Genomic DNA, 22,943 nt, shown 5'->3' on the forward strand with positions numbered 1-22,943 from the left:
AAACCATTTAATGCGCGTGAATATGGCAAGGGTTAATCCCTTGCCGGACAATGTACATACAGAGTAAAAGACATTTATATGCTGACGAAAAAAGACTTGAAGAGGAAAAATTTTAACCTGTCTGAGTTAAATAAACTGCCAAATATAGTTTTTACGCCGACCACTAAAATCGACCTCCCTCCAAATCTCGATACGCTATTGTTTTTGCTGCGCCAACTTCAAACACGGAACTACTATGAAAAGTTCAAGTGTGATCAGTACCTTTTAGAGTTGCAACTGCAAGAACCGAATGAAGAACTGGAAAGCCAGATTGAAGCTGCTAAAGAGAAAGCTCAAAAAGCTGAATTTGCGCGTCATCATACTCATACGATCTATACCCAAATATTGCTTCATCTGTTCCATACCAAACAGCTTGAACTTCTGTATGTACAATCGTATGAATCGAAACCTGATACGAAAAATGTACTTTCAGTGAATTATGGTGGTCATACCCATCGGTTCCAAGTCAAGGCAGCCCATCTGGAAGGCTTTAATCTGGAAGATCGCGGTGTCAGTTTTAAACCAGACCCGGCACAACTTGAACCTGTGACAGACGAGAAAATGCTCAATGAATTTGGTTATGCCCCTATTGAGGTTATTCGGGAATGTCGTCGTCTAAGTAATTACTTGACTAATCGCGCACGGTCTATTAGAGAAAAAAATACCAAGATCACGATACATAACACGATCATTGGTCAGATCAAGAAAATGGCTGCTGCTGGTGAAGTAACCATTATTGATAATACTAAGCCACAACCGGAAACTATTGCGGAAGAAGCACCAAAGCCTAAAGCGAAGGAAAAGCAGAAACAGGCTCAAGCTACTGTAAAACCACAGTTCAAGAAGCCTAGCGGTAATCGCCAGTCCTCTTCTGCTGCTGCGGAACCGCCGGCGAAGAAACCAATCAATGTGATTCGCAAGCGTACTTTCCAGTTGAAGAAGTAAGCCTGAATACACTCCAAACAAAATCCTTCAATGCCAATAGATTTTATTGGTATTGTTATTTTAAGGAATATAACAATGACAATTGCTACACAGGTACTTGTTTCCCAAGAAACGATTGACCGACTAATGGCCTGGCTTATCCAGGGAGATACAGGTTTATCTAGTAAATGCCTTGCAGCTACGATCATGAGCAAGGGAAAAACTGCAAAAATCAAAGCGTATGAAGCATCTCAACATCCTCTTGATGGCAGTGATTTAAATCGCTGTGTAAAACTATTGCGACAGGTTCCAGAAATGCGTGAGCACTTGTCTATCATGCGCCCTGTCTCTAAATATTGGGAAGTGCTTGTAGATCATTGGGATGAGTTAGAAGAAATACTTGATAACGAGCTGATGGCAAATAAAAAACTTAGTTCATCTAGCCTAAAAGGTTCCACCTATAAGCGTATGAAAGAGCTGTACGCGCCCATTGACGCTGAACGCTATAAACACCGCATATAAGGACATGATATGAGCCAGACTGAATCAAAACGTAAAACAGTACACGCTATTTTATTTCTGATCAGCCTGGCTGTGTTAGTGGTCTGTGCCAATGCCCTTACTATTCAATTTGCCTACATTGCGCATAATTGGATGGCGTTAAATATTTTATTGCCGATTATTCTATTAATAGTGAGCTTCTTTTACATTATTTGGTATGTCAGCCCAAGCCTGCCTTTTAATACAAGCCCTAGCTTCATATTCGGCGTTTGTGGCGTGTTTATGCTGATCTTCGCATCTGCATACCTAACTGCAAATGCAGATAAGCTGCGTGACATGACAGTGTTTAAGAAACAGAACTTACTAGACGCTCAAAGTAAAGAGTTTGGGATAGTGAAAGCGATAGGTAGAGATCATAATGTTCTTATTCGTCTAGGTAATACTAAGAACTCCTGGGCCATGAGCCGGCTGAATTTGCCTAACAGCTCAGGAGCTTCTATTACGCTTGAAAATGCGCACTGTAAACTTAATTATAATGGTGAGAGCATTCAGGACATGACTAATGCAGTTGCGGTAAATCTACCAAATGTAAAAACCGATATCGACATTCCAAAATTGATGATCATGGTTCATGAGTTGGCCCACTGTTTAGATATTAAACGTGACTTTGCTACATTTAATCTCGACCGGGTGGACCCGAAGCACCCTCACAACATAGTCATTGGTACTCATGCAATTGCACCACAGTTCCGTTCGGCTATTTTAGTCGATGATGTAGAAACCTATTATGTTGAAGCAGGAAAATCAGTGCTTTGGAAGGAAGCGTTTGCTGATGTATACAGTATTGGTTTTTTGTATGTGCAATATCCGAAAATTGCCTCTTCTGTTACCCAAAACCTAATCTCATTCAGAGCTAAGTACGCTTCTCAGGACCCGACTCATGATACGACTTGTTGGTTGGCGAATATTGAAAATACAGTAAAGCCAGAAAATGTGAATGAACTAATAGAGTGGAGTGATAAGATCAGAAATAATTCAGAGTGCACTAAAAAGATGTATGCAAATTAAAAATATATGATTCAGTTTGGCATCATCACAAAGTCTATCGGTGCAATATACTGAATCTCTTGTTTAGAAAATATTTCGCGCTCTTTAAGTCCATTCATAAAGTTCAGATAATCAAATCGTTCATATAAAAACTCTGAAAATGCTACATCACCATTCTGCAAAATAATTAATACATCTGCACCAGGTTTAATATCTGAAATTTTCGAGCAACCTATAAGCTGTCCATTCCGATAGAAAGATTTTGTACTATTCCCTTCTATTAAGAAAAGTTTTGAAGTCTTTAATAAGTATTCAGCATGACGAATTTTACTGTACTTTTTAAGAATATCTTCCAGAGTATATTCCACACTAAAATCTATTCGTAGATTACTATTCTTCTGTGCCTTGATGGTAAGAATATCAAGCAAATTAAAAGAATCTATTTCATCTTCAATTTCTAGTTGGCTATTCAGTGCAAGTTTCACCTGATTTAAAGTATGAGGTGTATCCATCCAATTCTCAGGAAGATTTAAACCTGTATTAATTTTTGCTGCGATTTTTGGGCCAATTTTTTTCTTGGCATTAGCACCCAGATATTGATTTAGAAGGTTATATTCAGTGTCGATAATGGTACTTAAATCTTTACGTTTTATAAAATTCAAAATATGCTTCAAGTTTTCTAATCGAACATCATAAATGCTTTTCATACTCTAAAAAATCACCAATTCAGTACCTATTATCATAAAGAATTAGAGAGTTGATTTTCAATCACCGCACAAGGTTATCTTTTTGTTTTATAATTACTTTTTTGGTAATTAAATCACCTAATAAGTAGTTTTTTTGGTATTTTATAAAATAAAAAATATTGTGGTAGAATGTTTTATTCATTTTCTTGGGAAAGTGTTTGAATGTGTAGATAAGGTATTTTAAAAAGGATAAAGAAAATATGTTATTTATGAAAAAGTTTGCTTTTTTTATTTTTTGATATGTATGTTATTAGCATTGGTTTTATTTTCTTTACAGGCTTTTAACTACTACTTAGTAAATGAAAATGTAACCAGTTGGTTGATGTATCCAAGCTTCATATTTTTTATAATTGTTATATTGCTTCCATCTACTAAACAGGTTGATGGTGAGTTTAAAAAAACTATTCTAGGTTTTGTAAATTTATTTATCCGAATAAAGTGATATTTTAGCTATATGAAGTAAGTCGTGGAAAAGCTAATTTTAGCTAACTTACAAAATCATCGGTTCTTTTCACATTAAAGTCTTGAACTGATGCAATCTAAAATTAATAGCTTAGATCATGTGTTTTGAATAAATTTACATTATAGTTCTAAACTTAATCAAACTTGGATTTAGAACTATAAAGCGATTTTTGACATAATAGATGTAAACTAATTTTAGAATACATCTAGTAAAACTAATATTGTCATAATAAATACAGATACTATTAAACTAACTGCTAATGTTTTAGCAAATTTTTCCATTTTTGAATACCTTTTGAGTTTACAACTCTATTGTTAAAGTTTAAGAGTTTAATGTCCAGTTTACGACCTGATAATTATACGACAATTCATAGCTCAAAAAGTTCGATACTTTACGGCTCATAAAGAAAAGATTGTTTTGCAGTTCCCCGCCCATATTAAATCCGATAGTCTGTGAAGTTTATTTATCTTTAAAATACCATTAATTTAGATTAGTAGAACTATATAAAAATACACTAAATAGCATGAATAATTATTACTTTAAAACATGGCATAAGTTAATTTATTGAAAACTGGTTTCTGTATATACAGAACATGACAACCTAAAATAATAAAACCCCGCCGGAGCGAGGTTTACCAAGAAGACTATAGTTTATGGGTGTTGGCGGGTTGGCTTAACCACTTGCTTTTCCGTTTGCTTATCATATATCTGTTGGATATTCAGGTATTTACCATTATCCAAAGCCACTTCCTGTACTTTAGCTTGGTACACTAGACGTTCACTTGGGATGTTGGCAAAGTGTGGATTGTCGATCTTCACGGTTTCAGAGAATTTGATCATACGGTCGCTTGAAATCGGTAAAGCGAAGCGTTGCTTGAACTGACCATCATAGATCACATTGCCATTTTCACTGTCCAGAATACGCAAATTACCGCGAATGGCATTGATCTTGTATTGAGAGAAGTTCGTGAAAGTTGCCTTAACGGTATTCCCTTTTTTCTCTAACAATGCAACGGCGAAATGATAATCGAAAACATCCTGATACATAGCACGAAGCACAGTCAGGTAATCTTCATTGGTACGGATATTTTCAGTGCTGGGGTTATTCTCTTCAATGATTTGTAACAGAGAAATCTTTTCTACTTCATCCCCACGTTTCAGAGGTGAACCGGCAAGCGCATTTTCCAGAGAAGTACGATGCAAGTAAGCATTAATGTTGTACTTGTATGTCTGTGGCAAGCGATCATAAATATGCTTGGTTTCCAGATCACGTACATTCAGGTAAATGTCCTTAATATCGTTTGACAGGAAGTGCTTAGACAGCTCACCCGCTAATTCTGGCTGAATGATAGTGATGTTATCTGACAAACCTTTATTCAGGCTGAGTTCACTTACCTTGAATGCACCGGTGAAAGTCGTAAGAGCGACCGCAGCACCTAAAGCAATAGCTAATTTTTTAAGTTTCATTATAGGTCAGCTCCGTTGATGTTTGCTGTAGGGAGTTTACGGTCATAGAAGTCTTGAAGAACCATACCGTGAACTACTAATGTTTTAATATTGATCACTGCATTTTCCTGTGCCGGTTGGCTATTCAGGGCGCGTTGGAACAGTTGGAAATGTTCTGGGGTCATACGTGACTTGTGGTACTTCACGAATGGATGGTTTTCGTCTTGAACGTACTGTTTAAGATCGTTAATGAACCATCGTTTATTCAGGAAGTCATAAGTCAGTTCATCATCTACAGCTTGCTGAACGGTGACAAAGTTTTTCACATCCAAGAAGTTTGTAATGCCCTGACGGTACATATAACTGATAACTAGCTCTTTAACTTCTGGGTATTGGTCCAGATACGCATAGACACGTTCATGGTTTAGACCAAACCAGTTTTTACCAGGCTTTAATGCCGATTTTGGTGTGCTAATAACTTGGTTGCCTACGTCTTTCGCCAGACGTTGCTCTTTTAAATCCACATATTGCGGTGGGAGCTGATAGCTTGATTCTAACTGTTGGGCGAATATAGGGGCTTTACTTGGAACCTCAGTGTGAGAAAAGCTAACCCGCACTTCTGCCATAGCAGTTGTTGTTATCAAACAGGTCGCTGACAGCAGACCTAAAATTAATGCCTTTTTCATCATTATTTCCTAAGACTATTTTTCCCAATGACTACGCCACTTGGGTCAGGTGTAAATCTACCATGACTGAGCATGAAAGACTTAAAAAAAACTTCTGCTTAAAAAGAAGCATGAATATGAAATTCATTTTCCACAAGAGCCTTTAATTCTTCTTTTGAGTTTCCCCGGTTAATTTGACATTGATTTTGCTCTTATGTTTTAGAAATCGTCGCGTAAACAACTGCGATAGCGGTAGTATATTAAAAGTAATTGATTTGTGAAGTATCTAACTATATTTAATCCATATTTTTAACCAGTTTAAAAAATAGTTTAAACCGACTTCATAGATTAATTTATAGGCACATACTGCTATGCCAAAAATTTTATATTGAACTATATTTTTGCTTTGTTTTAAGTCAGAATAAGGACGAATTAATTGTGGGCTTTCAGCCACAGAAAAAACATAGTGAGCATTTAGCCACTGCTATATAAAACAATGGAGTTATCATTCAATGATAAAAATTTCCGGTAACGATGGTGGTTTGCTAACCATCGGTGAAGTAGACCTGTTAGGTCAAACCCTCTCTGTTCCTGTTGAAACCCTGATTATTATTGAAAGTGGTCTATATCCTTTCTTTCAACCGCGCCGTATCATCAAGGCAACCAATTTGCGGTTCAGTGGCAGCATCTTCTATGAGGCTAATCCCTTACAAGATCACTTAATGCTGCGTAAGCAACTGGTTCCGACAAATGCCTTTGGTTTTTACTCTATCAGCCTGAAAAAAGATGATGAAACTGACGTTGCATACTTGCTCGTAAACTTTGATGAATCTGTAGCTGTCCTTTCGACTTCTTTCTATCATGTCTGCCGTTTTTGCCAGGACTTCAACGCATTCAAAATCAATGGCATCCTGCTTGATCAAAGCAAAATCTATTCGCAGCAATCTCCAAAGCTGAACCTGTCATCTGACCTTCTGGGTGAAGAATACGAAAAAATGTCTTTCCCAAGTGGTCCAATGCACGACTTTAATTGGGGTGATGACTATACACCTTCTGTTATTGCGCATGTAGATCGTGGAGATATTGAACAAATCCCATTCGGGTATCAACATAAAGGCAGTCTAATTGGTGTCGGTAATTTCACCACCTGGTATGTAACTGCATTCAATGAAATTCCAGACAACCATTTGAACAACCTTCGTCATCTGGTACTTGATATTGAAGTGACCCAGATCAAAGCGCGTCAGTTTGTATTGAATACAGTAACTACGCCTGAATATCTGGATATCCTGATTGCACAGCATGAACAGCAAGGTCAGCACCGAATCCACATTACAAGTGAAACTCGACAAGGCTTGCCAATCTATATCGTGTACAACCTCGACACAGAGACGATTGAAGAGTGTTATATCACTTACTCACCTTCGGTCCTTCAAGACTATATCAACTCAAAGCACTTGAAATTTGTTGCCGAAAATACAGCACAGCCACAATTGGTTGACGAGGATACGCCTGTAGTAAAAGACAATCGCTATGAACATGCCGATGTAAGTTTGACTAAGATTTTAGCTGAATCACAACAAAAGCAAGAAGAAGCTGCTTTGGCAGTAAAAACGGCAGTAGATACACCTGTAGCTGTACAAGAAGATCGTCCTTATGAACCGGAAGATTTGCGTACTTTAATGGGGGGTGATGATGGTAGCTATAACCCAGAAGCAAACGTGTTGGAATTGCAGAAAGCAAACCACTCAAGCCAGTAATCATCATCAATGGTGACACTAAAAAAGGTCGTGAAATTCACGACCTTTTTTAATGCTGCACTGATTTAGATATCCGCAGTCAAAATATCAGCAATGGTTAGACCTACTGGTAGATTTACCGTATCACCGGTACGCATGGTGTTAATGTATTTCCAGAAAAGAATCCGGTCACTTGGCGTTAAGCGCAGCATAATATAGAGATACTTCTCTTCTGCTTCTTTGGCAGATCGAACAGACCGCACCGGGGTATCAGCAAACTTGTACCCAAGTTCATCAATAAATGCTTTGTAAAGCGTGACCTTTTTCCCGATAACACCATCATTCAAGGTGATTTTGCGAGCCAAGTAAGCCGAGAACAATTCACTATGGCGTTGATGGTTCTGGAAATAGGCATCAGCTAAAGCTTTACTGGAAACGTCTCGATAAATCCGCAGCGAGCCAACACTTGTGTAGTTTACCCGCCCGATCAGACCAATATTTTTTACATTGTCTGGCAGCAATGTGTACAACTTCGGATTGTACCTGTACTTGAGGTTGACCCCCATTTTTTGTATATCGGTTGCCTTATGCTCACTAAGTTTTTGTTTAGCTGTTTTACCCGCAGTGATCTGACGGACCCGAATCGTATCTTTTGCCGGAGTTGATTGCACCGGTGCAGTCATAGGAGCTTTTGGCTTTACCTTCTCTGAGGCTTTCATTGGGGTTTTCACAGATTCCTGAGTAACAGATTTTGATGTTTCAGGTTTATTTTGAGTAGCTTGCTTCTGCGCCCATTCCTTCGGGAAATGGATACGCATTAATTTGTCGATTTCATCTGGTGTCGGGTATTTTTCAGGCAGCTTGGCCGAAGATACAGGCGCAATATTTTTTTCTTTGCTTTCCTGAGGTTGTGTATTGTCTTGTGCCTTTTCTGCGAAAGTTACACTGCTCAACAAACTACTTAAACTTAGTGCTAAAAAAGTGTGTTTAAACATATAAATATTTTCCAATCTTGGCTGAAAGCTCAAGTTATTAAAAGCCAAGTAAATATAGCAGTTTAATCACTAAAAATAAAAACAATCTAAACCGTAAATTAGTCGCTTTAAATTTGTAATATATATGTTGATTATATCTAGGTTTTTATCAACAGTTTTGATAATGTGAATGCCATTAATTACACACCAAAAACCACTATTTAAGGGTTGATTTGATGGTTTCAGAGCTACTCACTCCTGATGAAATTGAACGCATCGAACAAGATAAAAAGTTCTATCAATTTCAAGAAAAATTACAAAAGGCTAAATTGGCTGCGGGTATCCCTTTAGTTCAGTTTGACTATGATTCCCGGTTTAACATGATTAAGCGCGTGGATTGGTTGAAGAAAATTGAGTCTAATGTCCAGGCTCGTTTAAACATGAGCTATGAAAAGCAAACTCTGATTACCTCAAACACCCCTGATTTTGAAGATGCAAAAAAGCTAATCTATAAAGAAGAGAATACTCGTAAAGATTTACATATTTTCCTGGCGAAAATTAAAGAAAAGATCAGCAGTATTGTCAGCAGCCGGAAAGGGCTTCCTTTACTTGCAATCCAGTGGAAAAACCATGCTGCCAAGATTGCCAGATATGACTATGATTTATATTTCCTTTCTCCAACTTATCAGAATCATTTTGCGTTTATCCGTCCTGAATTTGATGAACAGGATTTTGAAATAATCCAGGAAATTTATAATAGCTTTCTTTCCCCTACTGACCTAATTAATGCTTTCTCTAAATTTTTGGGAATAGATGCAACCAAAATAGTTGTCGCTTGTTCTAATCAGCGTTTTAATGGCATCGAAATATGGGTGTCGAATGAAGCTAAAATCTATGAAAGTTTTAAAAATAATAAGTGTATAGAATATATAGACTTTGATAATTCATTTGTTCTGAAATACGACAATAGCTTCATTGATTGTTTTGTGGAATCAGATACTTTTAAGAATATTGATGTATGGATTGACCCGCTTTCCTTAGAAATATTTGTGAAGCGTACTACCATGCCATTAAATATTAATCGTGTTTTGGATTTCCCAGAATTGCTGAATATTGAATATATACCTCTAGTGGCATTTGATTATTCTCTTAAAGTACATTTAATAGATATTCCATCAATAATTAAACAGATTAACGATATATTACCTACTGTAATTATTCGTGATATTTTTGCATACGATGGCAAAGATTTTGAATTAATCCCCTGTACCCAGGATACAATTTGGACATTCGCAAATTTAGTCTTATTTTCACTCAGCAACGATAGTGCTAATGGGCGATTTATCTTTGTTTATAATGTCGAAAAACGCACACTCAGCAAGTTTGAATATAGACAGTCTTTCAGCTTTGATGATCTAATCAAATTGGTATCTGAAACCCTAGAATATTTAAGGATTTCGGGTTTTGAACTCTATAGTCCTGACAAGCTCATAGAAAAGTACGATAATCAGGGAAGAAGGAACGCCGATGGCACTGCCATCAGATTAACTTGATGTTTTAGGTTTAATTTTATGACACTGGTTGGCTCAGTTTTTTTGACAGTTTCAATCGTATCAGGGCTTATTTTAATTTGGTTAATGATTAAGCCAAAGAAACGTATTGGCTTTGAAAACTGTAAGAAAATTTATACTGATATTAAAGCGAAGAAAATTCTTACAGTAAAAGAAAGACCTATGTATTACGATTTAGTTAAAGCATGCCCTTCTAATTTAATTGTTTTATGCCAGGTAAGTTTTAACTCTATGATTACAACTCGCAATATTGCGCGAAGAAATGAATTTAATCGTGCAGCATGTGATTATTGTCTGTGTGATAAAGATTTCAACCCGGTACTTGTTCTTGAATTAGATGATCGCAGTCATCTTTATCATAAAGAGCGTGATATTAAACGAGACACTTTATTAAATAGTGCCGGTATTCCAGTTATTCGATTTACCGAGCGTCCTAGTATTAGTGAGCTTAAAAAAGCAATTAGAAATGCAATTTAGTTTCAATATAAGTTTATTGTTTATTGCATTAAATATAGTAATAGTTTTAAATGTACGCAAAATCTGTATTACATATTAAAGTTATATAATTGGAGTGAATCATGTCTAATTTAAAAGAGACAAAAGCAGAAGATATTGATTTGAGTAATCTAACAGTAGAACAGTTAAAAGATATGCAGCACCAAATTGAAATTGAATTGCAAAATAAAGAGCGTGAAGAAGTTATTGGCTTATATGAGGTAATGGAATCTCAAGCTCAGGCATTAGGTTTTGAAAACTTAGAAGCCCTCCGTGCTAAATATGATGAATATATTGCTGAAAAGAAAAAATCTTCTAAACGTCGTACCCCTGTAGTGCCTGTTTACCGTAACAAGGCAAATGAAAAAGAAACCTGGACTGGTCGCGGTAAGCCGCCACGTTGGTTGAATAATATTGCTCAAGAGCGTGGTGTAGACGTTTCTACGATCTTAGAAGAGTTCCGTATTTAATCGGACACACTCTTATTAAGAAGCCCTCAGTTTTTTTGAGGGTTTTTTTTGATCTTTTACTATGGTTTTAAATAGATTTTAACCCATAATATGAGAATGCCAACTTATTACTCAATATTATAGTTGCCAAAAATTAACGTAGAGTAGTCAACCTATGCAATCAAATCAAAATGAAAGCGTCCATGACGCGAAAGCGGTTAAACCGCAGAAGGATAAAATTATTGGTCTAAGCACACGCCTAGCTGATGGTACTGTTGCTTCGGGATGGAAAATCATTGCGACAGAATTTGGATACCACTTGTTCAATATCATCACCATTTTATTGCTGCTTATTATAGTAGCTTGTAATTGGTCTGATGCGTCAAAAGGACAGGTATTAGAAGTTGCCCGGATTATCAAAAGTTTTAGTATTTACGGCTTTTTCCTCGCATTCTGGGCGGGATGGCATCAGCGACTATTCGCCAACACTGCTTATTTCACCGGGTTACTCCTTCTTTATTTCCTAATTCTACAATTATTAAGTAATTCAATGTACGGCAGCATGGCGCAGCTCGCTATTATTTGCCTGTTCCAGTTCTGTTTCCTGGCATTAGTTTTGGCTCTGGCTACTATGTTCTGCCAGAATCGCGGTATCAGCCCGATTTCTTCAATTACTAATAATCAATATCAATAGTGAAATGAAGTGCTGCACAAAATATAAAATATAAAAAATGCCACCGATCAGGTGGCATTTTTTATATCTAAAAATTTTTAAGCCGGTTGCTGAACTACATCCTGACCCTCTACAGGAGCTTGAACCTCTACAGGAGCTTGACCCTCTACAGGAGCTTGACCCTCTACAACCTGACCTTCTTGTGGTTGTGGCATTGGCTGTGGAACTGTACCCACAGCATTTGGAGCCATCTGCATATTTTGTGGTTGTGAATCGTCAGCGATCAATGTAGCGCGTGGTGTTAAGATCAATGAAACGCTGTATTCGATGTTTGGATTCAGGTTGTCATACGAACCTAACAAGCTTTCGATCAGCTTTTTAGGATTTGAGGTCGTCATACGCTGACAGATATAAAGATGATGGTTGTTCGGACGACAATCAGTATTCACCGCAGCTTCCTGAGGGGCTAATTTGGTTGGAACCACCTCAAGCATAATGTCGTAACTGGTACTTGGCTTAACCTGTAACGTGCGTGAAAGAATCATTAAATAATCATCAACAGCAGTCGTTTTACCGTATAAGCAGATTGAGTTATTGCCTTCCTGACAAAGATTCGGAACCACCTGTGTTTCATTATAGGCAGCAAGGATTTGATTTCGCTCGCTCTTAATTTTGCTGTTCTGGAACATAGCAAAGGCTACGACCGCAAGAAGGAATACCGTAGAAACACCTAAAACAATGATTGGAGCCTTACTTGGTCCTTTTGGTTGTTGTGGTTTTGATGTTTGAGTTGGAGCTGCTTTAGTGCTTGCCACCTGAGATTTCACAGGTGCTTTCTTTGGTTGATTATCTGTTGTCATCGTTACTCACTTGAGTAGGGATAAATTCGCCTACCTAATTAGTTGTTTATTAAAAACATAGTGGTCTAACTGAACCGCAAGGCATTATATACAAATTAAGGATGTTCAGAAAAGAATCCAAACACCCTGTCTTTTTATTTGCGATCAGCAATTTCCTTACCGATCGTATTATCTTCATTATTCCAGTAACGACGATTACACTTACCGCACTTCCACATGAAATAATCGCTGTTATTTTTCTTGCTGAACATTTTGTACAGCTTCAACTCACCTGAACAGCGCGAGCCGGTACAGCTTGCAGTATGACCGTCAACGATCTCTTCTTTTGGTGCAGCAGCTTTTTTGGCTTTATAAGCTTCATAGTCAGGTTCAGTACCGTTGGCAGCCACCGGGTAATAGGATTTACATGGATTCTTTTTGCGACTGATGTTTTCGCAAATAAAAGCAGTCCATTGAGTACCATCACGATCACCGCTACGGAACCGGATATAGCCATCACATTCCAAGCACTTGTGAGTATGATCTCTACGCCACTTCTCAAAATTTGGCTCACCTGTCTCTGGTATGTAATCGAAATATTCACCACACTTCGGTTTTGAGTTGTCTAGGGAGCCGGCGCAACGATAGTAAGCGCGGTCTTTTCCTGCATCATCTTTACCTTCAATCAAGATTAGCTTATGTGTTTCACATTTCAGGCATGTATGCGCAGTCTGGGTCTTTTTCCAACGAATACCTGGTTCACCGTTATTATCCGGCATACTGTGACCACAGCCTTTATTGTTGCAACGCCAGTAAGCACGTTCAAATGACTTTTTGGTTTTACTATCTGTGCCGACATAAAGCCGGGGCATCATACGGCCGTTACAGTTAGGTTCTGTACATTTATGTAGTGGAATAGATGCCAGAACATTACGCTGAAAAACCTCACGTTCAACTTCGAGTGTCTGTTTATGAATATCAGACATGATCTCAAGCCAGTTAGCTTTTCCAGACGCAATCGTATCCAGTGCTTTTTCCATCTTCGCGGTATAGTCGTAATTCACGAAGCTAAACTGGTCCTTGATGGTTTCGATCAGCTTGATACCGTTTGGATTGGCATGGATTTTTTGCTTCTTCTCACCAATAAACTCACGCTCATAAAGCTTCGCCAGAATAGTTGCGTAGGTAGATGGACGACCAATCCCTAGTTTTTCCAGTGCAGAAACTAACGATGCTTGGTTATAGCGTTTAGGTGTTGTGGTACGACGAGATTTCATCTGAACTTCAAGTGGTTTGATTACATCACCTTCTTTCAGATCATCTGGGATAGGGTTATTGAAAAGAGCAGCTTCCTCCTCCTTTTCTTCCTTAGCCTTCTCTTCATCACTCAGGTCGATTTTTTGAGATTCAGTGAATTGCAGCCAACCTTTAGAAATCAGCTTTCTGGCACGAGCCACGAAATGCGCTGTACGTTGTTCAAGTTCACCATTGATGGTCACAAAGACTTCTTTTTCCATGCGAACTTCACGTACATCATAGGTTGCTTCTTCGAGCTGAGAACATAGAGTACGGTTCCAGATCAGATCGTAGAGCTGCTTTTCTTTTGGGTCAGAAAATTGAATTTGAGTATTAAAGATACTGGTTGGACGGATAGCTTCGTGGGCTTCCTGTGCTGATGCCCCTGCTTGCCATTTACGCCCCACTACAATGATATCTTCTTTACGCCCATACGCTTTAATTTCTTCTATGGCTTCATCACTGAGGTTAGGCGAATCGGTACGATGATAAGTGATATGACCATCTTCAAACAGCTTTTGCGCATACTTCATCGTATCAGCCGGATACATACCTAATTGGGTAAAGGCTGTCTTTTGCAGAGTTGAGGTAATAAACGGTTTAGCCGGAGCTGATGGTGACTGTTTATTTTTGATTGAAGTAACAGTCAGATCGGTAATTTTGGTTTTTAATTCCTCTACCATTGCCTTGTCAGTAATGTATTCCTGACCTGGACTAAACCAAGAATGGTTTTTTGATTCCCCGGCTTTAGGGTCCCATTTAGCCGACCAACCTTTATCAAAATTGCTGAACAGCTCATAGTAAGCGGTAGGTTTGAAATCGCGGATATCAATTTCTTTTTCAACGATCAGTCGCAATGCCGGTGTCTGTACTCGACCTACGCTAGAAGTGAAACGGACAGCATCATGGACCACCTGATGTAATCCCCAACCAATACAACGATCTAGCAGTCGGCGGGTTTCCTGGGCAGCGACCAGGTGCATATCAATTTTTCGTGGATTTTGAATAGCTTTGATGATTTCATTTTTAGTGATCTCACCAAAAGTCACACGTTCATAGTCAGCGTCTTTCAGACCAAGCAAGACTTTTAAATGCCAGGAAATACCTTCGCCTTCCCGGTCTAAGTCCGTTGCGAGAAAAACTTTTTCTACACGTTGAGCGGTATTCTTGAGCTTAATGGCAATGTTCTTTTTGCTTTCAGAAATAGCATAAATGCCTTTGAAGCCTGGAACTGTATAGCCTAAATCCTCAAACCCGCCTTTTCCTAAGTCTCGGATATGACCGGCACTTGCCATCACTTCATATTGACCAGGATATTCAGAATCCAGGTAGCCTTTAATTTTTTCGCATTTATTTGGTGATTCTACGATCACTAAATATTTTAGGTTCGCGCTCGCGCCCATCTTTAATTAATCTCCGTACTATGCCTAACAGGTCATATCACGTAGATAATACATTAGAAATCAAAAAATGTGGGGATGAATTTGGTTTTATAGTTTTCAAATCCACCTATAACTTAATTACGTGAATACGCTGAACTTATGTTATATTTTTGCTCGATTTTACCTGTTCGGAAAATTCTCAAAGATGAATAAAATACTATCTATCGCTTTCGCTGTAATATCTACTTTTGGTTTAACCGCATGCAACAAATCATTATCAGAAGAAGAAGCGCGTTTAAATGAAATTGTTTCTAAAACCCAAACCACAGAAAAAGCACGTACTGTCGAGTGGTATCAGAGCAATGACTTTGTTCGTAACGATGTGCTCAAAACCTGTTTGAATATGGTGGAGCGTAAAGTTGCCGAAGTAAATGCCATCGGTGGTGAACTCAAATATGAAGATATCGACAAACAAGTAAATAAAAACCTTGATTGCTTAAATGCGCGTCAGGCGAATATCAATATTGAAGCCGAGCTTGATAAAAGCCGTATCACTTATAATGAATATAATAAGCGTTTAAACCAGTACCCTAAAGAATCTGAAAAAGTAGTGCTTACCGAAGAAGAGCGTAAACAAGCCCAAGCCTATATGAATGAGGTGATGAAAGACATGGATAAAAACCAGGTTGCTCGCCAGGGTGAAGAACAGTTTGACCAATTAAGAAAGCTTGCTGAACAAGAAGTTAAAACAGCACAAGCAGAATCAAATTAATCAAAAACATTGACTTATGCCATGTTTTGTGGGTATAATCTGTTCTAACAGAGAAGTTATCCTGTTCTAAAAAGGTATAGCAATAAATGAAACGTCTATCAGCAATAACAATTGGTTTAACAATCGCTTGCAGCATGCAAGCTCACGCAGATTTCTCAGGTAAGGTCGTCCGTATTTCTGATGGTGACACTATTACCGTTTTGGATGGTCGCAACCAACAACAACGCATTCGCTTCAACCAGATTGATGCACCGGAAAGCTCACAAGCATTTGGTCAGAAGTCTCGCCAAAATATCAGCTACATTCACAACCAGTACGTGTATGTGGTGGAAGATAGCCGAGATCGTTATGGTCGTGTATTGGGTACAGTGTATTTAATGCAGAATGGTAAGGCTCCGGCACTGAAATTCCGCAATAGCATAAACTATAAACAGGTTAAAGACGGCTATGCTTGGGTTTATCGTCAATATATGAAAGACCCTACTTTATTGGTCGATGAAAACAATGCACGAGCGAATAAGCGCGGTTTATGGGCTGACCCTCACCCTGTCGCGCCGTGGGATTATCGCAAATCAAAGAAATCATAAGCCTGATGTGAGCTTAAAGGTGATCGGAAATCCGATCACTTTTATGCGAGAAAAAAGTCAAGAGTTTAAGAATTGACTTATCCTGCCAAGCCTGTTGATAAGTCCGTGGATATGTAACAAAATAGAAAATTAATTCCAACTAAAACATTAATTTATACATATTGATCAAAAAACAACCTATTAAAATCAATGATTATTTTGAGTTATTTTTCTGTGACAATTGTAGCGAAAATATTGTCTATTTCGGTCAATGTTTTATGGTGAAAAAAGCTTAAAGAGTTTAAATGTATTATAATATCCTTGCAGCTTTTTTTAATCTGCGTTGAAGTTTAGATATGGGATTGCACTAAAAAATGAATACTAATGTGGACTATGAAAAATTAGGCAGCCTAGTTGCTAATTTAGAATTAGCCGGAAAAGCCGGAAAGGTTTTCAATCCTGTCTTGCAGATGCGCAGTATTGATGTGCTTTTTAAAAGTATGCCACCTACTGACACAGATCAGACTATTTGGCAGCGCACACAAAGCATTTACATCAAGCGTAAACTCGCGTGTGCTAAACCAGAATGGCACGATTCTGTATTTATCCCAACAGAAGTATGGATGAGCATTCTTGAGCCGTTTAGCCCCGCTCTAACAAATCACCGCCTAGATCGCACCATGTTCAATGCAATGTTCGCTCAATTAAGCTGTCTTGCAACCTGGCGTTATTCTCAGGGAGTGTACCGTATTGACCCATATTCTTATAAGCGTGTTTTTAACCTTAATGCGGGTTCAATCCTGAGTATTAAACATATTAACCACTTCCCAGAATGGTGTATCTATATTGAAACGCCTAATTACAAGTATCTGGGGCGTGAAGTAAAAGGTGTACTCGTTCAACGCAACTATATGAATGAGTTTGACCGTAACAAGCAGCCGGATTCGCTGATCATTTCATTGGACATGGATAAAATCTATGACCAGGAAAATGACACTATGAACCCTGCCCCTTATGCAGTGTTCAATACGAATACATTAGAAGATAAATCGCTTCGTGATTGTTTCATGTTTGGTTACGCCGGTACGATCAATGCTCGCCGTAAAAATATCCCAAGTGAGTATCTATTCTGGACAGAAGAAACCTTAACTCAGGTATTCGGTCCGATCTTTAGCTTGATCAACTTGATTTGTGAGCCAACTATTTTAGTTGAATCAGAGAACTATATTGGTGTTAAGCCGAGCTATAAAAATATTGAAGCAAGCTTTATCAGCATGAAAGGCAATAAGCCAAACTACAAGCTTCAAGCTCCAAGTAACCCGCGTATGTGGTCGGTAGCTTCTAATGTAGGTAAAAATAAACGTCTATACGATCTCAGAAAGACGCATGGAATGGAATTTACGTCACCAGAACTTGAATGGTTCATCAATATTAATGGTGAATTAGAGATCAAACAGCCTGAGTTTATGTCTTTTGAAGAAATGATTGAACTCACGAGGTCAGTAAAAATCCCGACCTAATTAGTAGTACATTTTGCCAATCTCCCGCAAGCTCCCACAAGGGAGATTTTTTTTTACTTTTTATTTTAAAATCTCCCCTAAAAATACGTGATTTTAAGGACATATAAATTTTAAAAATAGAAAATTAAAGTTCCATACACTTTTTATACTATATTTATAATTTGAGTATTTACTCTTATTTAATCAATTTCACATATTTAAACATCTCTTAACAGTTATACTGAATTAAGCCAAAAAATAAACATTTTGACCAAATGAACAGCGATTTTTGAATATTTGCACTATTTTAGGGTATTGGTCGAGATTTTGATCACTTATTTACCCTCCCAACTTATATATTTTATATATTAATAAAGATGGGTGCTTCACGTTATAAAGGATTTTAATATATATAGCTAAAAGTATTATTGAGATAATATAAATATTATAAAAGCGATTATATTTTTGCCTTTAAATGTATATTTGTAAACACAAACCTATATTAATTAAATTCCTCTTTTGTGCGCCTATTATTTATACAAATTTTTATTTAAAATATTGTTTTATATGATTTTTTGTTTTTTTAAGTGTGAAAGTTTGTGAAAAAAATAAAAGTGATAGTTTATTAATATTATTTGCCACTACCGATTACAAATTACCGGTATGCTGATTTGTTTTATTGGTAATAAACTGACCTTTATCATTAAAAAAAATGGTAAAAAAAGCTCAATTTATATGGATTTAATTTTATTCATATTATATTATTCAGGCACAGTGTTGTCGGGCTGCTGATCTTTTGAAGGGTAAGAACAGTACAGCAACTAGCCACTAAGCAGTGACTAGAACTGATGGCAAAATAATTGCGTTGTTGTACGTTGTTTTAAGAGTTTAAGTAGTAAATGCTTCAGACACACGAGCGAGACATACAAGCTGGCAGCTCCCCGGCTTTACAAGCGAATCTATTGGATTTGCTAGGTACAAACGTACCCTCTATTAGTGTACGTTTGGATAAAGTGGCACTTAATAAGTTTTTGCGCGACAAATCTGGGTTTCATTCATACGAGAATGATGAAGCCTTATTCAAAGACGTAGCAAACTACATCAACTATCATCTTCAAAAAGAATATTCTTTCTATTTTCTAACCGTCAGTGCGGGTAACAAAAACTCAATCACTATTAAAAATGCGTTTCAGTTGCTTAATGAAAAGCAAATGGCAGCAAATGAAACTGACGAAACAGATAACAAGTCTCTATATAAGAAACTACATGCTGAAATCAGTTCAGTCTTAAATCGTATCATTACCGAGGTTAGTAAAAACACTTCTCTTCTTAAAGAGTTCGTGAATAAAACAACCACTTCTAAATCTTGGGATAGCTTTGTTGAAGCGCGTCAGTTAGGCGCAGTACATGACAATATTGCTGATGCACTCGTAGAGCTGAATAACGATTTAAAAATGTATTTCCTGGATAGCGAGTTTCTTTCAGTAGATCGCTATAACACCAATATCCCTGCTATCTATCTATATGACTGCCAGTGTCGTGTGATCTGTATGTTCAGTTTACAGACAGGCAAGCGCACCATTGAAAGTGTCGTTAAGGCATGCGCAGCTATTAGCTGTGATGGTGAAGCTCATGGTCAGTTATTCTACAGTCAGAATGCACAAATTCGCGCAATTGATGGTATGCCTACCCCATCCGAGGTAACGGAACAATATGTTCGCGTGGCATACAAGAATGAAATTGCTGAGTGGGTAAGCCAAGTTCGTGCTGCGTTAAATGAAATCGACGCGACACAAAACTTTTTAATGATAGAACTACAAGAAATTGTCGTTAATCGCTTCTACAACGGTTTCGTTGTGGGTCATTTCTTATCGAATGAACGAGCATATAACGCATCTAAGATGGCTGTAGCACCACCCAAAATAAGCTACAAGTAAATTTCGCAATCTACTTGAAGTTATTGGGGGTATTACAAAGGTTTTTGCCTGATTCAGTAGTGGTGTACTAGATCAGGCAATGTTCGAGAGGTTGGTAGCTGTGTGCGCCATAATTCTCAAACAAAAAGTGTGGTAGCAGTTTGCGCCACGATAATTGGATACGGTTGCAGTTCGCGCCGTAGAAATGGTAGCAGTTTGCGCCGTAGGTGAAGTATGGTTTGGCTATAAACTCATAATTAGCGTTCTGATTTATAGTCAAACTTCTCTTTTCATAATCTGATTCAAACAAAATGCGATAACTTAATCAATACTTTAAAGTTACTGGCTAGTCATCTACTCTTTGATCACATTAGGAAAACATACAAATGTGAATAAATTATGTGGATTTAGGATATTTTCTAATAACACTATCTTTCTTTACCAACATTTGTGTAAAGCGAATAGTATTCCTATTTAGAACCTTTTTAAATATTAAATATTGTTATATTTTGAAAATGGCTAATGGTTTTTTATATCCTCATAATTGAATTGATTGAATTTATAGATTTTATTTAAACCACTGTATAACTGATGGTGACGCGCTTCATGGTTAAAAGAGACTTTACGGAATTTGAGCACAATTTAAGTGACGGTCAAATAATTGATGCTTTTGAAGATTTTTGCATCCAGAAAGGCTTGATTTTTAATGGCAAGGAATCGCATGTAATCGCAGATGGAAAAACACATTACGTTAAGGTCGATAATCGAAGTAATAAAAATAGAAATAAAAAGTCAGGTTGGTACGTCTTAGATTTAACCGGTGACATTGCAAAAGGTCGTTGCGGTTGGTATCACGGTGACAGTCCCTCTTTCTCCTGGCATTTATATTTTGACTACATTGCAAAAAATAAGAATGACCGTGGTATCAAGTTCCAGAAAGCTGATGAATTGTCGATTTTGAAACGCCAAGAAGAGCGCGAAGAAAAGATGATCGCGCAGCGTCTTGAAGAGCAGCTTACCGCGAACTCTGCAAAGGTTTATACAGCGTTTAATATGTGGCGGTCTATCCCGACGACAAGCCATCCCTACACTACTTCTAAGGGGATTGACCCGAAGTATGTGCGAACCCTTAACCCGGCTCCATATACTAAAGAAGAATTAGAATCATTCGTTCAGCAGCACTATCCGAATCTGTTTAAGCCAGAACTGATTAAACGCATCATGCACTGGCAAGAAAGTGACGATGATAAAGTTTTCTATGACCGTAACAACGTCCTGATCATTCCGGCATTTGATTTCAACATGGAGTACCGTACATTCCAGTACATTCTCCCGAAGAAAACCAAATATGGGAAACAAAAGTTATTTCTGGGCGCACCAGGTACTAAGTCGGGTTCCTTCCACTTGATCTATGATTATGATCTTCCTAATCCAGATCGCAATACTAGATTGAAGTTTATTGTCTGTGAAGGTTGGGCTACTGGCTTTGCCTTATTCTTGCTGACTAAAGGAACCATCCCTATCATTGTGGCGTGGGATGCCGGTAATGTCATTCCAGTATGTCGCCAGTTACGCAACACCTATTATTCAGCGAGCATCTATATTTGCGGTGATAATGACCACGATTCTTATAATAAGAATTTGCAGATGATTGTGAATGCCGGACTGAATCATGCTACTCGTGCAGCAAAACAAGTAGGGGCCGTTGTAGCACTGCCACCTTTTAATAAGGATATTCCAGAGCATAAAGACCTGTCAGACTGGGATGATTATATGAAGTATGCTGGATTCAATGTGGCGCAGGATGCTCTACGTGCAGCTATGAAAACTACAATTATCCATGCGACCTACAAAGACTTGGAAAATGAACATTTACATCAACCGGTGAAATGGTCAGATCGCCTGGAATACATTAATCACTATGCTTTCCCTGTTTCTACCTGTGGTTTTACTCGATATTTACAGGCTCAGGTGAACGCCGTCCGTTTAGGTCTAAATGATAACTTTGACGACCAAGCATTAGACAACATTATCCGCTTTAATATGGAACAGACCCCATGCTATGACTTCCTTCTGGAACAACGCATGGATAACCCCGCTCGTAATTTTGTAAATCGTTACATCAATAAAATGCTCAGTGAATTAGAATCCCGGATGGTGATGGATACCGACATTCGCTCACTGGTTCCAGATATTTCAAAACTCATTGATATTTTGCGTCTTTGCAATTCAGAGCTTATAGATCAGTTCCAACAGTTTATCCGTCAACATTGCTTGCAATACAATAGTGAAGTATGGGTCGATAGCGTGATTGCTCCGCTATTTGATCTTGAAAAACATCCGGCAAAACTTGTAGCTGATGACATTATTCAGATACTTAAAGATCAGGATATCTTCTGCGAAATCCCGCATTACTACAAAGAACTGATTGGAGAGCCTAAAGATGCCAAGTCATTTACAAAATATTGGCTATGGTACTTAAATCTTTGCTTTGGCAAAAATATACCTATCCAGTTATGCAACCTCACTCAGCGTCAATTTAAAGAACATTTTGATTCATATATACAAACGCATCCTGAGATCGAGGACCGATTCCCAGTAGTAGAAAAAAGTATATCTACTCAAGCTCACCAAGCCCTTGATGGCTCCTTACATTTAATTGTAAATGATCTGCATAATCAGATGATTGACGAGGAAGTAGAGGACATTCGATTCTATGAAGATCAGGTGTTAAGTGGCTTTAAAATCTTTGCAAAATTCCCTGCCCTTATCCATTATTTTAAGCAAGAAGTTATTGGAATTTTCTCGCAAAATGAATCCCCAGAGTGGAGTAAATGCGTAGTTGAAAATATGTGGGAAAAATACCTACAAACACAGTCAGGATAAGGCTTTCAAGTTTATATAATATCGCCCTTGCGATAAATAATTAAGCCTTTATACT

The 22,943-nt window shown here is 37.8% G+C and carries 19 protein-coding genes; 13 read left to right on the forward strand and 6 right to left on the reverse strand.

Going from position 1 to position 22,943, the window contains the following annotated elements:
• Window positions 1-78 precede the first annotated feature (78 nt).
• The 3 genes from E5Y90_RS15730 (at window position 79) to E5Y90_RS15740 (ending at window position 2,532) form a co-directional block, all read left to right on the forward strand.
• Window positions 79-984, forward strand: a complete 906-nt coding sequence (locus E5Y90_RS15730; RefSeq protein WP_163146432.1) for a hypothetical protein — start codon at window positions 79-81, stop codon at window positions 982-984.
• Window positions 985-1,059: 75 nt separating this feature from the next.
• Complete coding sequence (locus E5Y90_RS15735) at window positions 1,060-1,485, forward strand: hypothetical protein (protein WP_163146433.1); 426 nt, start codon at window positions 1,060-1,062, stop codon at window positions 1,483-1,485.
• 9 nt (window positions 1,486-1,494) lie between these two features.
• Complete coding sequence (locus tag E5Y90_RS15740) at window positions 1,495-2,532, forward strand: hypothetical protein (protein WP_163146434.1); 1,038 nt, start codon at window positions 1,495-1,497, stop codon at window positions 2,530-2,532.
• Window positions 2,533-2,543: 11 nt separating this feature from the next.
• Here E5Y90_RS15740 and E5Y90_RS15745 read toward each other — a convergent pair whose 3' ends face one another.
• From E5Y90_RS15745 to E5Y90_RS15755, 3 genes are all read right to left on the reverse strand, one after another.
• Window positions 2,544-3,218 (reverse strand): hypothetical protein, encoded by a 675-nt coding sequence (locus tag E5Y90_RS15745; protein WP_163146435.1) that lies wholly within the window; start codon window positions 3,216-3,218, stop codon window positions 2,544-2,546.
• Window positions 3,219-4,371: 1,153 nt separating this feature from the next.
• Complete coding sequence (locus E5Y90_RS15750; protein ID WP_163146436.1) at window positions 4,372-5,187, reverse strand: hypothetical protein; 816 nt, start codon at window positions 5,185-5,187, stop codon at window positions 4,372-4,374.
• Window positions 5,187-5,855, reverse strand: coding sequence for a hypothetical protein (locus E5Y90_RS15755; RefSeq protein WP_217485949.1), 669 nt, complete (start codon window positions 5,853-5,855; stop codon window positions 5,187-5,189). The genes E5Y90_RS15750 and E5Y90_RS15755 overlap by 1 nt, the downstream gene beginning before the upstream one ends.
• Window positions 5,856-6,343: 488 nt before the next feature.
• Here E5Y90_RS15755 and E5Y90_RS15760 point away from each other — a divergent pair, with 488 nt between their 5' ends.
• Window positions 6,344-7,591 carry a hypothetical protein gene (locus E5Y90_RS15760; protein ID WP_163146438.1) on the forward strand — a complete coding sequence of 416 codons (1,248 nt, stop codon included), beginning with the start codon at window positions 6,344-6,346 and terminating at the stop codon, window positions 7,589-7,591.
• A 65-nt stretch (window positions 7,592-7,656) separates the two neighbouring features.
• On the opposite strand, the gene E5Y90_RS15765 is transcribed toward E5Y90_RS15760, so the two are convergent.
• A complete protein-coding gene (locus tag E5Y90_RS15765; RefSeq protein ID WP_174660642.1) occupies window positions 7,657-8,565 on the reverse strand; it encodes a hypothetical protein in 909 nt (302 codons plus the stop codon).
• 215 nt (window positions 8,566-8,780) lie between these two features.
• On the opposite strand from E5Y90_RS15765, the gene E5Y90_RS15770 reads away from it, so the two are divergent.
• The 4 genes from E5Y90_RS15770 (at window position 8,781) to E5Y90_RS15785 (ending at window position 11,753) form a co-directional block, all read left to right on the forward strand.
• On the forward strand, window positions 8,781-10,097 hold the full coding sequence (locus E5Y90_RS15770) for a hypothetical protein (RefSeq protein WP_163146440.1): 1,317 nt from the start codon (window positions 8,781-8,783) through the stop codon (window positions 10,095-10,097).
• 18 nt (window positions 10,098-10,115) lie between these two features.
• Window positions 10,116-10,592: a DUF2726 domain-containing protein gene (locus E5Y90_RS15775; RefSeq protein ID WP_163146441.1), complete on the forward strand. Its 477-nt coding sequence runs from the start codon at window positions 10,116-10,118 to the stop codon at window positions 10,590-10,592.
• Between the two features lie 101 nt (window positions 10,593-10,693).
• Window positions 10,694-11,080: an H-NS family nucleoid-associated regulatory protein gene (locus tag E5Y90_RS15780; RefSeq protein ID WP_163146442.1), complete on the forward strand. Its 387-nt coding sequence runs from the start codon at window positions 10,694-10,696 to the stop codon at window positions 11,078-11,080.
• A gap of 154 nt (window positions 11,081-11,234) precedes the next feature.
• Complete coding sequence (locus tag E5Y90_RS15785) at window positions 11,235-11,753, forward strand: hypothetical protein (RefSeq protein WP_163146443.1); 519 nt, start codon at window positions 11,235-11,237, stop codon at window positions 11,751-11,753.
• A 77-nt stretch (window positions 11,754-11,830) separates the two neighbouring features.
• On the opposite strand, the gene E5Y90_RS15790 is transcribed toward E5Y90_RS15785, so the two are convergent.
• Window positions 11,831-12,592, reverse strand: coding sequence for a hypothetical protein (locus E5Y90_RS15790; RefSeq protein ID WP_163146444.1), 762 nt, complete (start codon window positions 12,590-12,592; stop codon window positions 11,831-11,833).
• A 134-nt stretch (window positions 12,593-12,726) separates the two neighbouring features.
• A complete protein-coding gene (gene topA / locus E5Y90_RS15795) occupies window positions 12,727-15,270 on the reverse strand; it encodes a type I DNA topoisomerase (protein ID WP_163146445.1) in 2,544 nt (847 codons plus the stop codon).
• 184 nt (window positions 15,271-15,454) lie between these two features.
• Here topA and E5Y90_RS15800 point away from each other — a divergent pair, with 184 nt between their 5' ends.
• The 5 genes from E5Y90_RS15800 to E5Y90_RS15820 all read left to right on the forward strand — a co-directional run bounded on the left by E5Y90_RS15800 (window position 15,455) and on the right by E5Y90_RS15820 (window position 22,888).
• Window positions 15,455-16,021, forward strand: a complete 567-nt coding sequence (locus tag E5Y90_RS15800) for a hypothetical protein (protein ID WP_163146446.1) — start codon at window positions 15,455-15,457, stop codon at window positions 16,019-16,021.
• An 86-nt stretch (window positions 16,022-16,107) separates the two neighbouring features.
• Window positions 16,108-16,608 carry a thermonuclease family protein gene (locus E5Y90_RS15805; protein WP_163146447.1) on the forward strand — a complete coding sequence of 167 codons (501 nt, stop codon included), beginning with the start codon at window positions 16,108-16,110 and terminating at the stop codon, window positions 16,606-16,608.
• Window positions 16,609-16,961: 353 nt separating this feature from the next.
• Entirely contained in the window at window positions 16,962-18,107 is a 1,146-nt protein-coding gene (locus tag E5Y90_RS15810; RefSeq protein WP_163146448.1) for a hypothetical protein, read from the forward strand.
• Between the two features lie 878 nt (window positions 18,108-18,985).
• A complete protein-coding gene (locus tag E5Y90_RS15815) occupies window positions 18,986-20,023 on the forward strand; it encodes a hypothetical protein (protein ID WP_174660643.1) in 1,038 nt (345 codons plus the stop codon).
• 585 nt (window positions 20,024-20,608) lie between these two features.
• On the forward strand, window positions 20,609-22,888 hold the full coding sequence (locus tag E5Y90_RS15820) for a toprim domain-containing protein (RefSeq protein ID WP_163146450.1): 2,280 nt from the start codon (window positions 20,609-20,611) through the stop codon (window positions 22,886-22,888).
• Window positions 22,889-22,943 lie beyond the last annotated feature (55 nt).

Source organism: Acinetobacter sp. 10FS3-1 (assembly GCF_013343215.1).
Lineage (GTDB): Bacteria > Pseudomonadota > Gammaproteobacteria > Pseudomonadales > Moraxellaceae > Acinetobacter > Acinetobacter lwoffii_C.